General features: G+C 65.9%; 16 protein-coding genes, 1 tRNA gene and 1 pseudogene. 11 read left to right on the top strand and 7 right to left on the bottom strand.

The genetic code is table 11. From position 1 onward, the window contains the following. Positions 1–57 precede the first annotated feature (57 nt). Positions 58–133: transfer RNA gene (locus LZ585_RS01850), tRNA-Lys, on the bottom strand. An 85-nt stretch (positions 134–218) separates the two neighbouring features. On the opposite strand from LZ585_RS01850, the gene dapF reads away from it, so the two are divergent. Together dapF and mtaB are read left to right on the top strand one after the other, a co-directional pair. Further along, positions 219–1,058: a diaminopimelate epimerase gene (dapF, locus tag LZ585_RS01855; protein WP_234854772.1), complete on the top strand. Its 840-nt coding sequence runs from the start codon at positions 219–221 to the stop codon at positions 1,056–1,058. Continuing rightward, positions 1,055–2,308, top strand: coding sequence for a tRNA (N(6)-L-threonylcarbamoyladenosine(37)-C(2))-methylthiotransferase MtaB (mtaB, locus tag LZ585_RS01860; RefSeq protein WP_234854773.1), 1,254 nt, complete (start codon positions 1,055–1,057; stop codon positions 2,306–2,308). The genes dapF and mtaB overlap by 4 nt, the downstream gene beginning before the upstream one ends. Before the next feature lie 23 nt (positions 2,309–2,331). Here mtaB and LZ585_RS01865 read toward each other — a convergent pair whose 3' ends face one another. Next, the gene (locus tag LZ585_RS01865) at positions 2,332–3,168 is read right to left on the bottom strand and encodes a universal stress protein (RefSeq protein WP_234854774.1); all 837 of its coding nucleotides are present in this window, start codon (positions 3,166–3,168) and stop codon (positions 2,332–2,334) included. 197 nt (positions 3,169–3,365) lie between these two features. On the opposite strand from LZ585_RS01865, the gene ccoN reads away from it, so the two are divergent. The 4 genes from ccoN to ccoP all read left to right on the top strand — a co-directional run bounded on the left by ccoN (position 3,366) and on the right by ccoP (position 6,942). Next, positions 3,366–4,970 (top strand): cytochrome-c oxidase, cbb3-type subunit I, encoded by a 1,605-nt coding sequence (ccoN, locus tag LZ585_RS01870; RefSeq protein ID WP_234854775.1) that lies wholly within the window; start codon positions 3,366–3,368, stop codon positions 4,968–4,970. Between the two features lie 13 nt (positions 4,971–4,983). Beyond that, complete coding sequence (gene ccoO, locus LZ585_RS01875; RefSeq protein WP_234854776.1) at positions 4,984–5,709, top strand: cytochrome-c oxidase, cbb3-type subunit II; 726 nt, start codon at positions 4,984–4,986, stop codon at positions 5,707–5,709. A 10-nt stretch (positions 5,710–5,719) separates the two neighbouring features. Beyond that, the gene (locus tag LZ585_RS01880) at positions 5,720–5,908 is read left to right on the top strand and encodes a cbb3-type cytochrome c oxidase subunit 3 (protein WP_234854777.1); all 189 of its coding nucleotides are present in this window, start codon (positions 5,720–5,722) and stop codon (positions 5,906–5,908) included. Positions 5,909–6,069: 161 nt separating this feature from the next. Then, positions 6,070–6,942: a cytochrome-c oxidase, cbb3-type subunit III gene (gene ccoP / locus LZ585_RS01885; RefSeq protein WP_234855715.1), complete on the top strand. Its 873-nt coding sequence runs from the start codon at positions 6,070–6,072 to the stop codon at positions 6,940–6,942. 238 nt (positions 6,943–7,180) lie between these two features. On the opposite strand, the gene LZ585_RS01890 is transcribed toward ccoP, so the two are convergent. Next, positions 7,181–7,537 carry a hypothetical protein gene (locus tag LZ585_RS01890; protein WP_234854778.1) on the bottom strand — a complete coding sequence of 119 codons (357 nt, stop codon included), beginning with the start codon at positions 7,535–7,537 and terminating at the stop codon, positions 7,181–7,183. Between the two features lie 71 nt (positions 7,538–7,608). Continuing rightward, on the bottom strand, positions 7,609–8,940 hold the full coding sequence (gene miaB / locus LZ585_RS01895) for a tRNA (N6-isopentenyl adenosine(37)-C2)-methylthiotransferase MiaB (RefSeq protein WP_234854779.1): 1,332 nt from the start codon (positions 8,938–8,940) through the stop codon (positions 7,609–7,611). A 63-nt stretch (positions 8,941–9,003) separates the two neighbouring features. Here miaB and LZ585_RS01900 point away from each other — a divergent pair. The 3 genes and pseudogenes from LZ585_RS01900 to LZ585_RS01910 all read left to right on the top strand — a co-directional run. Then, positions 9,004–9,180, top strand: a pseudogene (locus LZ585_RS01900) (TfoX/Sxy family DNA transformation protein); the annotation flags it as partial. Positions 9,181–9,378: 198 nt separating this feature from the next. Beyond that, positions 9,379–10,743 (top strand): aminotransferase, encoded by a 1,365-nt coding sequence (locus LZ585_RS01905; RefSeq protein WP_234855716.1) that lies wholly within the window; start codon positions 9,379–9,381, stop codon positions 10,741–10,743. A 13-nt stretch (positions 10,744–10,756) separates the two neighbouring features. Further along, complete coding sequence (locus LZ585_RS01910; RefSeq protein ID WP_234854780.1) at positions 10,757–11,092, top strand: SMR family transporter; 336 nt, start codon at positions 10,757–10,759, stop codon at positions 11,090–11,092. A gap of 32 nt (positions 11,093–11,124) precedes the next feature. Here LZ585_RS01910 and LZ585_RS01915 read toward each other — a convergent pair whose 3' ends face one another. The 3 genes from LZ585_RS01915 to ubiA form a co-directional block, all read right to left on the bottom strand. Then, positions 11,125–11,433, bottom strand: a complete 309-nt coding sequence (locus LZ585_RS01915; RefSeq protein ID WP_234854781.1) for a hypothetical protein — start codon at positions 11,431–11,433, stop codon at positions 11,125–11,127. Positions 11,434–11,453: 20 nt separating this feature from the next. After that, complete coding sequence (locus LZ585_RS01920) at positions 11,454–13,580, bottom strand: OmpA family protein (protein WP_234854782.1); 2,127 nt, start codon at positions 13,578–13,580, stop codon at positions 11,454–11,456. 62 nt (positions 13,581–13,642) lie between these two features. Beyond that, positions 13,643–14,581 carry a 4-hydroxybenzoate octaprenyltransferase gene (gene ubiA / locus LZ585_RS01925; protein ID WP_234854783.1) on the bottom strand — a complete coding sequence of 313 codons (939 nt, stop codon included), beginning with the start codon at positions 14,579–14,581 and terminating at the stop codon, positions 13,643–13,645. Between the two features lie 13 nt (positions 14,582–14,594). Here ubiA and LZ585_RS01930 point away from each other — a divergent pair, with 13 nt between their 5' ends. Further along, positions 14,595–15,314: a 16S rRNA (uracil(1498)-N(3))-methyltransferase gene (locus LZ585_RS01930; protein ID WP_234854784.1), complete on the top strand. Its 720-nt coding sequence runs from the start codon at positions 14,595–14,597 to the stop codon at positions 15,312–15,314. Between the two features lie 190 nt (positions 15,315–15,504). Continuing rightward, entirely contained in the window at positions 15,505–15,699 is a 195-nt protein-coding gene (locus LZ585_RS01935) for a DUF1127 domain-containing protein (RefSeq protein ID WP_234855717.1), read from the top strand. Positions 15,700–15,721: the final 22 nt, after the last annotated feature.

Below are 15,721 nucleotides of genomic sequence, written 5' to 3' on the forward strand. Positions count from 1 at the left end.
GGGTGCAGACAAAAGATCAGGGCCTGGGCATTTCGGCCCAGGCCCTTGATTTGTGAATGGTGAGCCCAACAGGATTCGAACCTGTGACCCACTGATTAAAAGTCAGTTGCTCTACCAACTGAGCTATGGGCCCAACACGGGCGTTTACTAGGGGGGGCGCCCGAGGGCGTCAAGCGGAAAAGTCAGCAGCACTGGCGGAAATTTTCCGCAGGGATTATATGGCCGCCATGAACAGCACATCCACCCCCGGCCTGCCCTTCATGAAGATGCATGGGCTTGGCAATGATTTCGTCGTTCTGGATCTGCGCGGCGGGGGCACGGCCCCGGCAGCCGAGGTGATCGCGCGCATCGCGGATCGCAACCGGGGCGTAGGGTTCGATCAACTGGCGACCATCGAGGCGGACGAGGGGGCGGATGTCCGGCTGCGGTTCTGGAACGCGGACGGCTCGGTCAGTTCGGCCTGCGGCAATGCCACGCGCTGCATCGCGCGCCATGTCATGGACCAGACGGGCCGCGACCGGCTGAGCCTGCGCACCGATCACGCCATCCTGCTGGCCGAGGATGCAGGCGGCGGGGCGACACGCATCAACATGGGGCCGCCGGTGCTGGACTGGCGGGCGATCCCGTTGGCGCAGGACGTGGACATCGACCACCTGCCCATCCCCGGCGATCCTGTGGCGACCGGCATGGGCAACCCGCATATGACGGTCTTCGTGGAGGATGCGGCGGCAGTCGATCTGGCGACCTTTGGTCCCGCTATGGAACATCATCCGCTGTATCCGCAGCGCACCAATGTCGAGGTGGTGCAAGTCGTTTCCCGCGACGAGATCATCCTGCGCATCTGGGAACGCGGGACCGGACCGACGCTGGCATCGGGTTCCTGTTCCTGCGCCGCCGCCGTGGCTGCCGCCCGTCGCGGCCTGACCGGACGGCGCGTCAGGGTGAACGTGCCGGGCGGCGTGCTGCTGATCCACTGGCGCGACGACGGGGTGTGGATGGAGGGGCCGACGGCCCATGTCTTTTCCGGCATTCTGACCCCCGAATGGCTGGCATCATGACCGCGCCCGTCTTTTCCACGCTGGGCTGCCGCCTGAACGCCTATGAAACCGAGGCGATGCGCGAGATGGCCGAGGCTGCCGGCCTGGCCGGCGCGGTTGTCGTCAACACCTGCGCCGTCACCGCCGAGGCCGTGCGCAAGGCCCGCCAGGAAATCCGCCGCCTGTCACGCGAAAACCCGGGCGCCCCGGTGATCGTGACCGGCTGCGCCGCCCAGACCGAACCCGAGACCTTTGCCGCCATGCCCGAGGTCACGCGCGTCATCGGCAACCACGAAAAGATGCAGCCCGAGACTTGGGCCAGCCTGCGCGTGCCCGACCTGATCGGGAATACCGAAAAGATCCGCGTGGACGACATCATGTCGGTGCGTGAAACGGCGGGCCACCTGATCGACGGATTCGGGCGGCACCGCGCCTATGTCCAGGTCCAGAACGGCTGCGACCACCGCTGCACCTTCTGCATCATCCCCTTCGGGCGCGGCAATTCCCGGTCGGTTCCGGCGGGCGTGGTGGTGGAACAGATCAAGCGGCTTGTCGGGCGCGGCTTCAACGAGGTCGTGCTGACCGGGGTGGACCTGACAAGCTGGGGTGCCGACCTGCCGGGCGGCCCGCGTCTTGGCGATCTGGTGATGCGGATCCTGCGGCTGGTGCCGGATTTGCCGCGCCTGCGCATCAGCAGCATCGATTCGATCGAGGCGGACGAGAACCTGATGCTGGCCATCGCCACGGAACCCCGCCTGATGCCGCATCTGCACCTGTCCTTGCAGGCGGGCGACGACATGATCCTGAAGCGGATGAAGCGCCGTCACGGGCGCGACGACGCGATCCGCTTCTGCGAGGAGGCGCGCCGGCTGCGCCCCGACATCGTCTTTGGCGCGGACATCATCGCGGGCTTTCCCACCGAAACCGATGCCATGTTCGACAACAGCGTCAAGCTGGTCGATGACTGCGGGCTGACCTTCCTGCACGTCTTTCCGTTTTCGCCCCGCAAGGGCACGCCCGCCGCCCGGATGCCCGCCGTCCAAGGCCCTGTGATCCGCGACCGCGCGGCCCGTTTGCGCAAGGCGGGCGAGGCCGCGCTGCGGCGCCACCTGGACGGGCAGATGGGCCGGATGCACCGCGTGCTGACCGAGGGCCCGCGCCTTGGCCGGACGGAACAGTTCACCGAGGTCGCCTTTGCAAGCGACCAGCCCGAAGGCGCGCTGATGGACCTGCGCGTCACGGGCCATGACGGGATGCGGCTGACCGCCTGACGCGCCCGCGCCCCGCGCCACCCTTAACGGGCCATGAAGACCGGCACCTTGGCCTTTTCCAGCATATTGCGCGTGGCCCCGCCCAGGATCGCCTGACGAAAGCGCGAATGGCCATAAGCGCCCATCACCACCAGATCGGCGGCAATTTCCCTGGCGCGGCGGTTCAGCTCCTCGCTCACGGTGGCGGCGGTGCGGGCCAGCACGGTGATGTCGGCATGGACGCCGTGGCGGGTCAGCATCTGCGCCAGGGGGGCGCCCGGCTCGGATCCGTCGGTGCCGCCGCGGGGGTCGATCACCGTGATCTCGACCGAGCCTGCAGCCTGCAGCAACGGCAAGGCGCGGCGCACGGCCGCCAGGGCCTCGATGGACTGGTTCCAGGCGATCAGCACCTTGCCGGGGGGATCCGCGGGCAGGTCGGTGCCGGGTAGGACCAGGACCGGGCAGCCGCCTTCGAACAGCGCCGCCTCGACCACGGCTTCGGCTTCCCCTGGGGCCTCCTCGCCATACGGGCGGGCAAGGACGGTCAGGTCGGAAAACCGCGCGCGCATCCCCACCAGGTTGGCGACGCCGCCGATCTGGGCCACCGCAGCCTCGGACGACCATCGCAGGTCGCTGTAGCGGGCCAGGTGCTGCCGGACCATCCGGTCCAGGGATCCAGCCTCGTCCATTGCCATGTCGATGGCGTCCTGGAAGGCATAGGGCATCCCGTTCGGGAAATAATAGCCGACCTGCGTGTGATCCAGGCCAAGGCTGAGGACCGACAGATGCCCATCCTCGCGCGCGGTCAGGGCCGCCGCCGCGTCAAGCTGCGGCAGTTGGCGGGCGTCGGACAGGACGGTCAGAATGCTTTTGTAACCCATGGCGGTCTCCTTCATCGGTCGGGCCAGAATGGCAGGGGCGCCACCGCGTGGCCTTGATCGGAATCAAACCGCCGAACTTGATGCAGATCAAGGTTTCGGAGGCCCCCGCCGCCTTATTCCGGGCGGCAACGAAGGAATCTGTCCGGCGGCGATTCGAGCCGCCCGGTCAGTCCGGCCAAGGGACGCGGGTGGAAGCCATGTGGAATTATGTAAAGCTGATCTTGCTGGGCTTGATCGCTCTGTTGGCCGCGATTGCCGCCAACATGGCGCGCGACCCGGCCTATATGGTCAATGCGATCGTTGTCATGCTGGTCGCGGGCGGGATGTTCGTCTGGGCCTTGCGCCAGGTCGACGAACCCGCGCGCGTCATCGACCGGACGCAATATATGGACGACGTGGTCCGCTTTGGGGTGATCGCCACCACCTTCTGGGGCGTCGTGGGCTTTCTGGTGGGCGTGGTCATCGCCTTTCAGTTGGCCTTTCCGGCGCTGAACCTGTCGGAACTGACCCAGGGATACACCAACTTCGGCAAGTTGCGTCCGCTGCACACCAGTGCGGTGATCTTTGCCTTTGGCGGCAACGCGCTGATCGCGACCTCGTTCTATGTGGTGCAGCGCACAAGCGCCGCGCGTCTGTGGGGCGGGAACCTCGCATGGTTCGTGTTCTGGGGATACAACCTGTTCATCGTGCTGGCCGCGACCGGCTATATTGCGGGTGCCACCCAGTCCAAGGAATATGCCGAACCCGAATGGTATGTGGACTTATGGCTGACGATCGTCTGGGTCGCCTATCTGGCCGTGTTCCTGGGCACCGTGATCAAGCGCAAGGAACCCCACATCTACGTGGCCAACTGGTTCTACCTGGCCTTCATCATGACCATCGCGATGCTGCACATCGTCAACAACCTGTCGGTGCCCGTCAGCATCTTCGGTTCGAAATCCGTGCAGGTCTTCAGCGGTGTGCAGGACGCGATGGTGCAGTGGTGGTACGGCCACAACGCCGTGGGCTTCTTCCTGACCGCGGGTTTCCTGGGGATGATGTACTATTTCATCCCGAAACAGGCCGAGCGTCCGGTTTATTCCTACAAGCTGTCGATCATCCACTTCTGGGCGCTGATCTTCCTCTATATCTGGGCCGGTCCGCACCACCTGCATTACACCGCGCTGCCCGACTGGGCCTCGACGCTGGGGATGGTCTTCTCGATCATGCTGTGGATGCCCTCCTGGGGCGGCATGATCAACGGTCTGATGACCCTGTCCGGGGCCTGGGACAAGCTGCGCACCGACCCGATCCTGCGCATGATGGTGGTGGCCGTGGGCTTCTACGGCATGGCGACCTTCGAAGGGCCGATGATGTCGATCAAGGCCGTGAACAGCCTGTCGCATTACACCGACTGGACCATCGGCCACGTCCATTCCGGCGCCCTTGGCTGGAACGGCATGATCACCTTTGGCGCGCTGTACTACCTGACGCCGCGCCTGTGGGGCCGGGAACGCCTCTACAGCCTGTCGCTGGTCTCCTGGCACTTCTGGTTGGCGACCATCGGCCTGGTTCTCTATGCCGCGTCCATGTGGGTGTCGGGGATCATGGAAGGCCTGATGTGGCGCGAAGTGGACAGCCAGGGCTTCCTGGTCAACGCCTTCGCCGACGCGGTCCAAGCCAAGTTCGCCATGAACGTGGTGCGTGCCTTGGGCGGTGTCCTGTTCCTCGCCGGTGGGATCATCATGGCCTACAACCTCTGGGCCACGGTGGCCCGCCAGCCCAAGGCCCATTCGACGGCCATCGGCGTGCCGGCCGAATAAGGGAACGCGAGCCATGCAAATTCTTGAAAAACACAAGATCCTCGAAAAGAACGCGACGCTTTTGCTGATCCTTTCCTTTATCGTCGTGACGATCGGCGGTTTGGTGCAGATCACCCCGCTGTTCTATCTGGAAAACACCATCGAGAAGGTGGAAGGGGTCCGCCCCTACACCCCGCTGGAACTGGTGGGCCGCGACGTTTACGTCCGCGAAGGCTGCTATGTTTGCCACAGCCAGATGATCCGCCCCATGCGCGACGAGGTCGAGCGTTACGGCCATTACTCGCTGGCGGCTGAATCGATGTACGACCATCCGTTCCAATGGGGATCCAAGCGCACCGGGCCGGATCTGGCGCGCGTGGGCGGGCGCTATTCCGACGAATGGCACCTGGATCACCTGCGCGATCCCCAAGCCGTGGTGCCAGAGTCCATCATGCCGAAATACGGCTTCCTGATGGATCGGATCATCGGCCCGGAATATGTCCAGGACCGCGTGGAAACCGATGCCCTGGTGGGCGTGCCTTATTCCGAGGAAATGATCCTGGCCTCGGCCGAGGATTTCCGGGCGCAGGCCAACCCCGATGCCGATGCGTCCGGCCTTCAGGAACGCTATCCGGGCGCGCAGCAGCGCAACTTCGACCGCCAGCCGCAACTGACGGAAATGGACGCGCTGATCGCCTATCTGCAGGTGCTGGGCACGATGGTCGATTTCTCGACCTTCGAGCCGGATCCGACGCGGTAAGGGGGCTGTCATGGAAACCTACAGCTTCCTGCGCGGTCTGGCCGACAGTTGGGCGCTGCTGCTGCTGGTGCTGATCTTCCTGGGCGTGATCGTGTTCGTGTTCCGCCCCGGCGCCAGAAAGGCCCAGAAAGACGCAGCCGAAAGCATCTTCCGGCATGAAAATCGTCCCGCCGACGCGGATGAGAAGGAGGGCCGGTAATGGCCGAAGACAAGGACAAGCCCGTCGATCCGCATACCGATCCCGCCAATCCCGACAACCAGGTCAGCCTGGAACGTCGTGCGGCCGACAGCGAGCACGCGGCCAAGATCGCCGGCGTGATCCCCGAACGGACCCGTGCCGACAAGCCGGTCGCCCCGAAGATGCGCAAACCGGCGCGCAAGGGCCTGGTGCAAGAGGTGGGATCGACCGGACACCAGTGGGACGGGATCACGGAATACGACAATCCCATGCCCCGCTGGTGGCTGTGGACCTTTTACGCCACGATCGTCTGGGCGGTCGGCTATGTCCTGGCCTATCCGGCGATCCCGCTGGTCAATCAGGCCACGCAGGGCCTTCTGGGCACCGATACCCGCCAGGAAGTCGCGGCCGAGATCGACCGCTTCGACCAGGCCAACGCCCCCATCCAGACCCGCCTGGCCGCCGTCGATCTGGCCGCGATCCCCGGCGATCCCGAACTGGTGAACTATGCCACCAATGCGGGCGGCGCGATCTTCCGCACCTGGTGCGCGCAATGCCACGGTTCGGGCGCGGGCGGGGCGCGGGGTTATCCCAACCTGCTGGACAACGACTGGCTGTGGGGCGGCACGCTGGAGGATATCCACCTCACCCTGCAACACGGCATCCGCGATCCGCAGGACGGCGACACGCGCTATTCCGAAATGCCGCATTTCGGCAGCGACGGCATTCTGGACCGCACGCAGATCGACCAGGTGGTGAACCACGTCCTGGCGCTGTCGGACCAGCCGCACGACGCCGGCAAGGCGGCCGAAGGCGCCCAGGTTTATTCCGACAACTGTTCGGCCTGCCACATGGAAGACGGCAGCGGCGACCGCAGTCAGGGCGCGCCGAACCTGGCCGATGCCGTCTGGCTGTATGGCAACGACCACGCGACGCTGACCCGCATCGTGTCGGAAGGCCCTTACGGGGTGATGCCCGCCTGGAACACGCGCCTGTCCGAGGCCGAGATCCGCGCTGTCGCCACCTATGTTCACAGTCTGGGCGGCGGGGAGTAACCCCTGCCCAGACCCCGGCTTTCGCCTGCGCACACCACCGCGGGCGAAAGAGACCGGTCCCCGTCCTGTTCGCGCGCTCCTGGGGGCCGGTCTTTCATCATAGCGCCCGTTATCGCCGATGGCGATGGCCCGGCGCATCGGACTTTCGTGTCGGTCCACTGACGCGAAAGAGGCCGGCCCCCTTTATGTTCGCGCGTTCCGGGGGGTCGGCCGCATTCATTTCCAGACGCCGCCGGCGTCAGCCTTCCCCGCCAAGAGCCACCTGGGCGTGCTGGACCACGGTCCAGTCCTCGTGCCCCTTGCGTCGATAAACCGAGGTGCAGGCCGCGGTAAAACAGGTTTCCCCCTTTTCCGCCCTGACCTTGTAGCCGACGACGATCATCCCTTCCTCGGGCCGGGACACGCTTTTGTCCTGGAACGTCACTTCGTCCCATTCGGGCGTGCCGCTGACGGCGCGGGTGGCATCCTCGCCCGCGAACAGATGCGGCGCATGGCTCAGCGCCATGATGCATTCGGGATCGACCCGTTCATGATAGCGTTCCTGCGAGGCGCGCCACAGGCTTTCCTCGAACTTCCAGACCCGGTCGTCGTCCATCCAGTCCCTCCTTGCGTGATGCGTCAGGCTTAACCGCACGCGCGAAGGGCGGTTCCGAGGAAGGGGCGTTTTCAGGCCGCCAGCTCTCCTTGCAGCGAGTTCGAGGCGCTTGCCACGATCCGCACCTGAACCAGATCGCCGACCTGGGCCCGGGGGGCATCGACAAAGACAGAGTGCAGGTAATCGGATTTGCCGATCATCTGCCCGTCCTGGCGGCCCAGCTTTTCGAACAGGACGCCCAGGGTGCGCCCGACCATGCCTTCCTGCGCGGCCTTCTGCTGTTTCGTCAGCAGAGCCTGCAATTCCTGCAGGCGGTCGTCGGCCACCTGGCTGTCCACCTCGGGGCGGTCAAAGGCAGGGGTGCCAGGGCGGGGGGAATACTTGAAGCTGAAGGCAGTGCCAAAGCCCACTTCGGCCACCAGGCGCAGGGTGTCCTGGTGGTCGGCATCGGTTTCGCCCGGAAAGCCCACGATGAAATCGCTGGTCAGCAGGATGTCCGGGCGCGCTTCCCGGATCCGGTCGATCAGGCGCAGATACTGGGCCGCCGTGTGCTTTCGGTTCATCGCGCGCAGGATCCGGTCGCTGCCCGATTGCACCGGCAGGTGCAGATAGGGCATCAGTTGCGGCACGTCGCGATGGGCCGCGATCAGATCCTCGGCCATGTCGTTGGGGTGGCTGGTGGTATAGCGGATCCGGTCCAGCCCCTCGATGTCGCCAAGGGCGCGGATCAGGCGGCCAAAGCCCCATTCGCCGTCCCCGCCCGCGCCGTGCCAGCCGTTCACGTTCTGGCCCAGCAGGGTGATCTCGCGCACGCCCCGGTCCACCAGGTCGCGTGCCTCGCGCAGGATGCGGTCCACGGGACGGCTGTTCTCGGCCCCCCGCGTATAGGGAACGACGCAAAAGGCGCAGAACTTGTCGCAGCCTTCCTGCACGGTCAGAAAGGCCGCAGGCGCGCGGCGGGTGGCGCGGCGTTGGGGCAGGTGGTCGAACTTGTCTTCCTCGGGGAAGTCGGTGAGGATCGCGGGCGCCTCTCCGCGCACCATGGCGGGCAGGCGGTGATAGGTCTGCGGTCCCACGACCAGATCGACCAGCGGCATCCGGCGCACGATCTCCTCGCCCTCGGCCTGGGCCACGCAGCCCGCCACGCCGATCTTCAGGTCGGGCTTTTCCGCCTTCAGCGGCTTGAGGCGGCCCAGGTCGGAATACAGCTTCTCGGCCGCCTTTTCGCGGATGTGGCAGGTGTTCAGCAGCACCATGTCCGCGTCCGCCTGATCCTCGGTCAGGACATAGCCTTCCGCGCCCATGGCCTCGGCCATGCGCTGGCTGTCATAGACGTTCATCTGGCAGCCATAGGTCTTGATGAAAAGCTTTTTCACTGCCGGGGGATTGGCCTGGTCGTTCATTGCCGCTGTCCTTGGGAGGTTCGGTGCTGATACAGGAATTGCAGGACTTTGGAAAGGCGCGCGATGGACAGTGATCTGACCACCATCAACACGATCGGCCCTGCCACCGCCAGGGCCCTGATCGCCGCCGGTATTCCCGATGCCGCCACGCTGCGCCGGGTCGGGGCGCATGACGCCTATCGCGCCATGCTGGTCGCGGGCAGCAAGCCTCATTTCATCTGGTATTATGTCCTGGTAATGGCCCTGCAGGGACGACCCTGGAACGATTGCCGGGGCGCGGAAAAGGCCGCGCTGCGCGCGGTTCGATGCCCTTGTGGCCGAGGTGCGCGGCCAGCCCTTGTCGGGGATCGAGGCGGAACTGGACCTGATCGGTTTGCGCCGTCCTTGAACGCCTGCACCCGCCCGGCTAGCCTGCGGTTCAAACCGATGGAGGCCACCATGAACAAACCGCAAAGCTGGGAAGCCCGGGCTGACGAATTCTCGCTCTATGGGTTCACGGACCTGCCCAGCGTCGCCAGCCGCGGCGCGGTGGTGCTGACCCATGGCGAAGGACCTTATGTCGTCGATGTGAACGGCCGCCGCTACCTGGACGCCAATTCCGGCCTGTGGAACATGGTCGCGGGCTTTGACCACAAGGGTCTGGCCGAGGCCGCCAAGGCGCAATACGACCGCTTTCCCGGATACCACGCGTTCTTCGGGCGGCTGTCCGACCAGACGGTGATGCTGTCCGAAAAGCTGGTCGAGGTATCGCCCTTTGATCGGGGCAAGGTGTTCTACACCAATTCGGGGTCCGAGGCGAACGACACCATGGTCAAGATGCTGTGGTTCCTGCACGCATCCGAAGGCAACCCGCAGCGGCGCAAGATCCTGACCCGCTGGAACGCCTATCACGGCGTGACGGTGGTTTCGGCATCCATGACCGGCAAGCCCTATAACGAGGTGTTCGGCCTGCCGCTGCCGGGCTTCATCCACCTGACCTGCCCGCATTACTGGCGCTGTGGTGCCGAGGGCGAGACCGAGGAGCAGTTCACTCGGCGGCTGGCGCAGGAACTTGAGGAGACGATCCTGCGCGAAGGCGCCGACACCATCGCGGGATTTTTTGCCGAACCCGTGCAGGGGGCAGGCGGGGTCATTCCACCCTCGGCCGGCTATTTCCAGGCGGTGCTGCCGGTCTTGCAGAAATACGGCATCCCGATGATCGCGGACGAGGTGATCACGGGCTTTGGCCGCACCGGCAAGACCTGGGGCTGCCAGACCTATGACTTCATGCCCGACGCGATCATCAGTTCCAAGAACCTGACCGCCGGGCTGTTCCCGATGGGCGCGGTGATCCTGGGCGGCGACCTTTCCGACCGGGTCCAGGCGGCAGTGGAAAAGATCGAAGAATTCCCCCACGGCTTTACTGCATCCGGCCACCCGGTCGGCTGCGCCATCGCGCTGAAGGCTATCGACGTGGTGATGAACGAAGGCCTGGCCGACAACGTGAAACGCCTGGCGCCGCGTCTGGAGGCGGGCCTGCGCGCCATCATGGAGCGCAGCGACCATATCGGCGAATTGCGCGGCGTGGGCTTCATGTGGGCGCTGGAGGCAGTGCGCGACAAGGCCACCAAGACGCCGTTTGACGCCGGTTTGTCGGTCAGCGAACGCATCGCCAATGCCTGCACCGATCTGGGCCTGATCTGCCGCCCGCTGGGCCAGTCCATCGTGCTGTGCCCGCCCTTCATCCTGACCGAGGCGCAGATGGACGAGACCTTTGACAAGCTGGAACGGGCGCTGAGAAAGGTCTTTGCCGAGGTGGCGTGAACCCGGCATCCATATGTCAAGACAATATGCCATCCTGATGCTGGCGATCGTGGCCGAGGTGATCGCCACCACCGCCCTGGCCCGATCCGCCAGCTTTACCAAGGCGGTGCCCGGCGTCATTGCCGTGCTGGGTTATGTCGCCGCGTTCTGGCTGCTGTCCTTTCCGATGCGCGTCATCCCGACCGGCGTCGTCTATGCGATCTGGTCGGGCATGGGCATCGTGCTGATATCGGCGGTGGCCTGGCTTTGGCATGGGCAAGCGCTGGACACGCCTGCGCTGCTGGGGCTTTCCCTGATCCTTGCCGGGGTGATCGTCATCAATGTCTTTTCGAAATCCGTCATGCATTGACGCGTCAGGGGCCTGGCAGCGGCCCACGCGCCCTAGCGCCGCGCCAGCTTTCTTTCGATATAATCGCGCAATTCCTCGATCTCGGTGCGGCTTTCGCGCAGGCCTTCCAGCGCGGCTTCCAGTTCCGTCTCGGCAGCGGACAGGCGGGTGTCGCGTTCCTTGATCATGGCAATCGCCTTGTCGCGTTCGCGTTCGGTGTCGCGCACCTTGCGCTCCAGTTCGCTCAGGTCCGCCAGGCTGGGGCGGGTCAGGCGCCCGATCAGCCAGCTTGCGAACCAGCCCAGCACAAAGACGCCGAACAGGATGATCGTGGTGATGGTGACGAATTCCGTGCGGTTCATGGGGATGGCTTGCCTTGCGGTCAATCGGCGGCGCCTGGCGCGTCGTCCGGGCGGGGCGATGGGCGGGGCGTGTCCGGCGTGGGCGTCTGGACCGGCAGCCTAATGTTTTCCTCGCGTTCGTCCAGCGTCTGAAAGACCTCGCTGGCGCCGACCGTCGCCGGGGCAGTGGGACCGATCGTGACGCGCGGCATTTCGGGACCGAAAATCTGCGGCTGGGCGGGCGGCTGGACGGGGCCGATCAGGTCCGTCTCGGGCTGGTCGGGGGGCAGGGGTTCGGCGGTCACCCCCGACAGCGTTACCGGCGGGGGCAGGGGCGCCATGCGCACCGGATGGTCCGACAGAAGTCGAAATTCGATGCGGCGGTTTTCCTCGCGTCCTCCCTCGGTCTCGTTGGTGGCGATGGGCTGGCTTTCGCCATAGCCGCGTGCGGTCATGTTCGTCACGTCGATGCCCGCGCCCGCCATGGCGGCAACAAGAGCCTGCGCCCGGCCACGCGACAGGTCGGCGTTGAAGCCCTCGGACCCCTGGGAATCGGTGTGCCCTCCCGCCTCCAGTTGGTAATCGGCGCACTCGGCCATGACCGAGGCCAGCCGATCCAGCGTCGGGGCGGGGTCGCCCGCGATGGCCGATTTCGAAGGCTCGAACCCGATTTCGGATTCCGACATCACGATGTTCATCCGGCGCACGCATTCCGGCCCATCGGGCAGGTTCAGCGACTGATCCAGCCTGCGGTCATAGCGGATCGCCAGTTCGTATGCCGCCCCCGGACCCAGCCGTTCGGACAACCGGACCGCCGCAGCCTCGGCCGCGCCCGGATCGCCCGACGTGCCAGTGACGCGGATCAGGTCGGGCGTGACACCCGCGCTGCCGGTTTGCAGGGTATCCAGGGCCTCGATGGCGGCGATGACGCGCACGGTCCAGCCCTGGGGCACCTGGGGATTGGCGGTCAGGTCGGCCTGGACGGTGGGAAAGCGCGCGCGGGCCAGACTGTCCACGGTGTCGCGCATCCGGTCGTCGCTGATCGCGCCGCGCAGGCTCAGAACCTGCGCGTCCGACAGGGTGGCGATGAATTCCGCCGGGACCGCGACCGTTTCATCCGGCGCTTGTTCCAGGGTCGCCTGCAGCGAAAAGACCGGGGGCAGGGCTTGCTGCAACCGGGTTACGGCGGCATCGAAGGCGGGCTTTTCCACCAAGGGCGGCGCCGTCAGCGCAACATCCGCATCCGACAGCGTGACCGCCCCCTGGCCCAGGTCGCCCACCGCCGCAATGGCCGCTGCCGCCGCATCGGCCCAGTCCGGGGACGGGGAACCCAGGGCCAGGGTACAGGCGGGCACGTCGCGGGCACCTGCTGCCTGGGCAGCCGCCACGATGCGGTCCCGCCCTTCTTCGGTATCCGCCGCGCAAGCTTCAAAATGCGCGCCGTCCCCATCCTTGACAAAGCGCAGCGTGAAGGGCGCGATCACCGGGCGCGGCGCCGAAATATCCGTGACCAGCGTCACCCCGTCAGGCAGCGCCCGCCGCAGCGCGGATTCCAGCCGCCCCTTTTCGGCCGCGCTGTCGGCAAGCGCCGAAATCGTGACGCCGCCCGGCTGGATCGAGATCTTGGCCCGCGCAGCCATCTGCACCGCCCGCAGTCCGTATTGCAGGGCCGCATCCCATTGGTCGGGGACGGCGTAATCGGCGGTTTCCAGCAGGTAGGTGACATTGGGGGCCGCCGTTTCGTCGCGCAGCACCCGCAGCAATCCCGCCCGGTCGGTCGATGCCGGGACCAGTCCGATCAGCGAGATGCCTTGGTCGTTGCGCAGCAACTCGACCTTGAAATCCGGCGGGGTCATCTTGTCGGCCGAGGCGACGGTCATGCGGTCCACCACGCGGGACGGATCGACGGCGCTGCCCGCCTGGGTCATGGCCCGAAAACGGTCAACCTCGGACGGGGCGGTGCCGGTCAGGCGGACCTGAAGGCCGTCGGTCGCGACATCGACCCAATCTTGGCCAGAGGCCGCCAGGGCCAGCTCCACCTCCTGAAGCGACCGCTCCTCGAGGTAGCGGGCGGCGGATTCGGCGCCCAGCCAGCACAGCCCGCCCGCGGCGGACAAGGCCAGGACGGTGGCGAAGGATGACAAAAGCCGCCTGCGGGATGACGCCATGGGGCATGACCTTGGGCTGTTTCCTGAACGCGCGGTCTAGCGGCAGGTGGGGGTTCGTGCAATCAGACCAGCCCTGCCAAGGCAAGAAACAGCGCAAGCATCAGGCCCGCATCGCGGTTCGACCGGAACAGGCGCAGGCAGACAGCCCCTTGTTCCGGCTGGAAGTTCCGCAACTGCCAGGCCAGGTGCGCGCCAAATCCGGCCAGTCCCACATAGGCCATCAACAGATTGCGACCCGCCAGCAGGATGGCCACAGCCAGCAGCAGGACCGTCAGCACCGCAAAGCCCGCCAGGATGCGCGGGCTGTTGTCGCCGAACAGCCGGGCGGTGGATTTCACGCCGATCAGGACGTCGTCTTCCACATCTTGGTGGGCATAGATGGTGTCGTAGAAGATCGTCCAGGCGATCCCCGCCAGCCAGGCCACCACCGGCGCCAGATCGAGGCGGCCCATATGCGCGGCATAGGCCAGCATCACGCCCCAGTTGAAGGCAAGGCCCAGGAACACCTGCGGCCACCAGGTGAACCGCTTGGCAAAAGGATAGATCGCCACAAGCGCCAGGGACGCCACCCCCATCCAGACCGCCGCCCGGTCCAGCGTCAGCAGGATCACCAGCCCCCCCAACCCCTGCGCCGCCAGCCACAGATATGCCCCGCGCAACGTCACCTGCCCCGACGGCAGGGGACGGGACCGGGTGCGGGCCACCTTGTCGTCGATGTCGCGGTCGGTGATGTCGTTCCAAGTGCAGCCGGCGCCGCGCATCACAAAGGCGCCGATGGTGCAGGCCAGGGCGATCCACAGGTCCATCCAGCGGGGACCATCGGCCATCATCGCCAGCCCGATCCCCCAGTAGCAGGGCAGCAGCAGCAGCCATGTTCCGATGGGCCGGTCGGCGCGGGACAGGCGCAGCCACGGCCTCCATGCGGGGGGGGCAAGGTTGTCCACCCAGTTGCCCTTGGGGGCGTCGATGACGGTGTCTGGTCTTTCCGTCCGGCTTTGCATAGCGTCTGGCCCCATGGCAAGGATCAGGCTGTTCATAGATCACCCGCTGGCTGCCGGACAACCCGTCCCGCTGGACCCGGGCCAAGCGCATTACCTAGGAGGCGTGATGCGCCTGACGCCCGGCGCGGTGGTCGAGGTCTTCAACGGCCGCGACGGCGCCTGGTCCGCGCGCATCCTTGCGGCGGCCAAGCGCGGCGGTTCGCTGGAGGTGCTGGACCAGTCCGCCCCGCAGCGCAATCCCCCCGACCTGTGGCTGTGCTTTGCGCCCATCAAGAAAGCGCGCACCGATTTCATCGTGGAAAAGGCGGCCGAGATGGGGGCCGCGCGCATCATGCCGGTGCAAACCGATTTCACCAATTCCGAACGCATCCGCCAGGACCGCCTGCAAGCCCATGCCGTCGAGGCCGCCGAACAATGCGGCGGCACCTTTGTCCCCGCCGTGGCCGATCTTGTGCCGCTGGCCCGCCTGCTGGACGCCTGGGATGCATCGCGCCGCATCCTGTGGGCGGACGAGGCGATAGCAGGACCGGCGGAAACGCTGGCCGGCCTGCCGCGGGGTCCCTGGGCGATCCTGATCGGTCCCGAGGGCGGGTTTTCCAATCCCGAACGCGCCCGCCTGTCGGCCCTGCCCTTTGTGAGTCGCGTCAGCCTTGGCCCGAGGATCTTGCGCGCCGATACGGCTGCCGTCGCGGCACTTGCGCTGTGGCAGGCAGCGTTAGGCGATTGGCAATAAACTGATGCTGCAATGCGGCATTTCATGCTGCAAAAGCGACACGCGCCCGCGGTTAACCGTTTCTCAATCTGCACGCGGTGCATAGCGGCCTTGCCCGGCCTGCGCCTACTCTTATTTGACTGCTCAATCTATATCCTTGTTCATGAAGCGAATGCCCGATGGTCGGGCACTTCTGGAACAGGTGATGGAAATGTCGACGATCGAACTGAACCGCAGCGTGGCTGTTGGGGGCGTTGGCAATGTCGTTGCGAACTTTTTCTCGATGTTGAGCACGTGGAACGATGCCCGTGTGACCCGTCGTGAACTGAGCCGCCTGTCGGATCGCGAGCTGGACGATATCGGTCTGTGCCGCGGCGACATCGAGCGGATTGCGCGCGGCTTCTAGGCCAAGCCGTCCCCGTCAAGAC

Origin of the sequence: Paracoccus everestensis (assembly GCF_021491915.1) — a bacterium.
Classification (GTDB): Bacteria; Pseudomonadota; Alphaproteobacteria; order Rhodobacterales; family Rhodobacteraceae; genus Paracoccus; species Paracoccus everestensis.

Coding starts and splice junctions, on each gene's coding strand:
- dapF (WP_234854772.1), top strand. CDS start 219: ATGGCCGCCATGAACAGCACATCCACCCCCGGCCTGCCCTTCATGAAG.
- mtaB (WP_234854773.1), top strand. CDS start 1,055: ATGACCGCGCCCGTCTTTTCCACGCTGGGCTGCCGCCTGAACGCCTAT.
- LZ585_RS01865 (WP_234854774.1), bottom strand. CDS start 3,168: ATGGGTTACAAAAGCATTCTGACCGTCCTGTCCGACGCCCGCCAACTG.
- ccoN (WP_234854775.1), top strand. CDS start 3,366: ATGTGGAATTATGTAAAGCTGATCTTGCTGGGCTTGATCGCTCTGTTG.
- ccoO (WP_234854776.1), top strand. CDS start 4,984: ATGCAAATTCTTGAAAAACACAAGATCCTCGAAAAGAACGCGACGCTT.
- LZ585_RS01880 (WP_234854777.1), top strand. CDS start 5,720: ATGGAAACCTACAGCTTCCTGCGCGGTCTGGCCGACAGTTGGGCGCTG.
- ccoP (WP_234855715.1), top strand. CDS start 6,070: ATGCGCAAACCGGCGCGCAAGGGCCTGGTGCAAGAGGTGGGATCGACC.
- LZ585_RS01890 (WP_234854778.1), bottom strand. CDS start 7,537: ATGGACGACGACCGGGTCTGGAAGTTCGAGGAAAGCCTGTGGCGCGCC.
- miaB (WP_234854779.1), bottom strand. CDS start 8,940: ATGAACGACCAGGCCAATCCCCCGGCAGTGAAAAAGCTTTTCATCAAG.
- LZ585_RS01905 (WP_234855716.1), top strand. CDS start 9,379: ATGAACAAACCGCAAAGCTGGGAAGCCCGGGCTGACGAATTCTCGCTC.
- LZ585_RS01910 (WP_234854780.1), top strand. CDS start 10,757: ATGTCAAGACAATATGCCATCCTGATGCTGGCGATCGTGGCCGAGGTG.
- LZ585_RS01915 (WP_234854781.1), bottom strand. CDS start 11,433: ATGAACCGCACGGAATTCGTCACCATCACCACGATCATCCTGTTCGGC.
- LZ585_RS01920 (WP_234854782.1), bottom strand. CDS start 13,580: ATGGCGTCATCCCGCAGGCGGCTTTTGTCATCCTTCGCCACCGTCCTG.
- ubiA (WP_234854783.1), bottom strand. CDS start 14,581: ATGCAAAGCCGGACGGAAAGACCAGACACCGTCATCGACGCCCCCAAG.
- LZ585_RS01930 (WP_234854784.1), top strand. CDS start 14,595: ATGGCAAGGATCAGGCTGTTCATAGATCACCCGCTGGCTGCCGGACAA.
- LZ585_RS01935 (WP_234855717.1), top strand. CDS start 15,505: ATGTCGACGATCGAACTGAACCGCAGCGTGGCTGTTGGGGGCGTTGGC.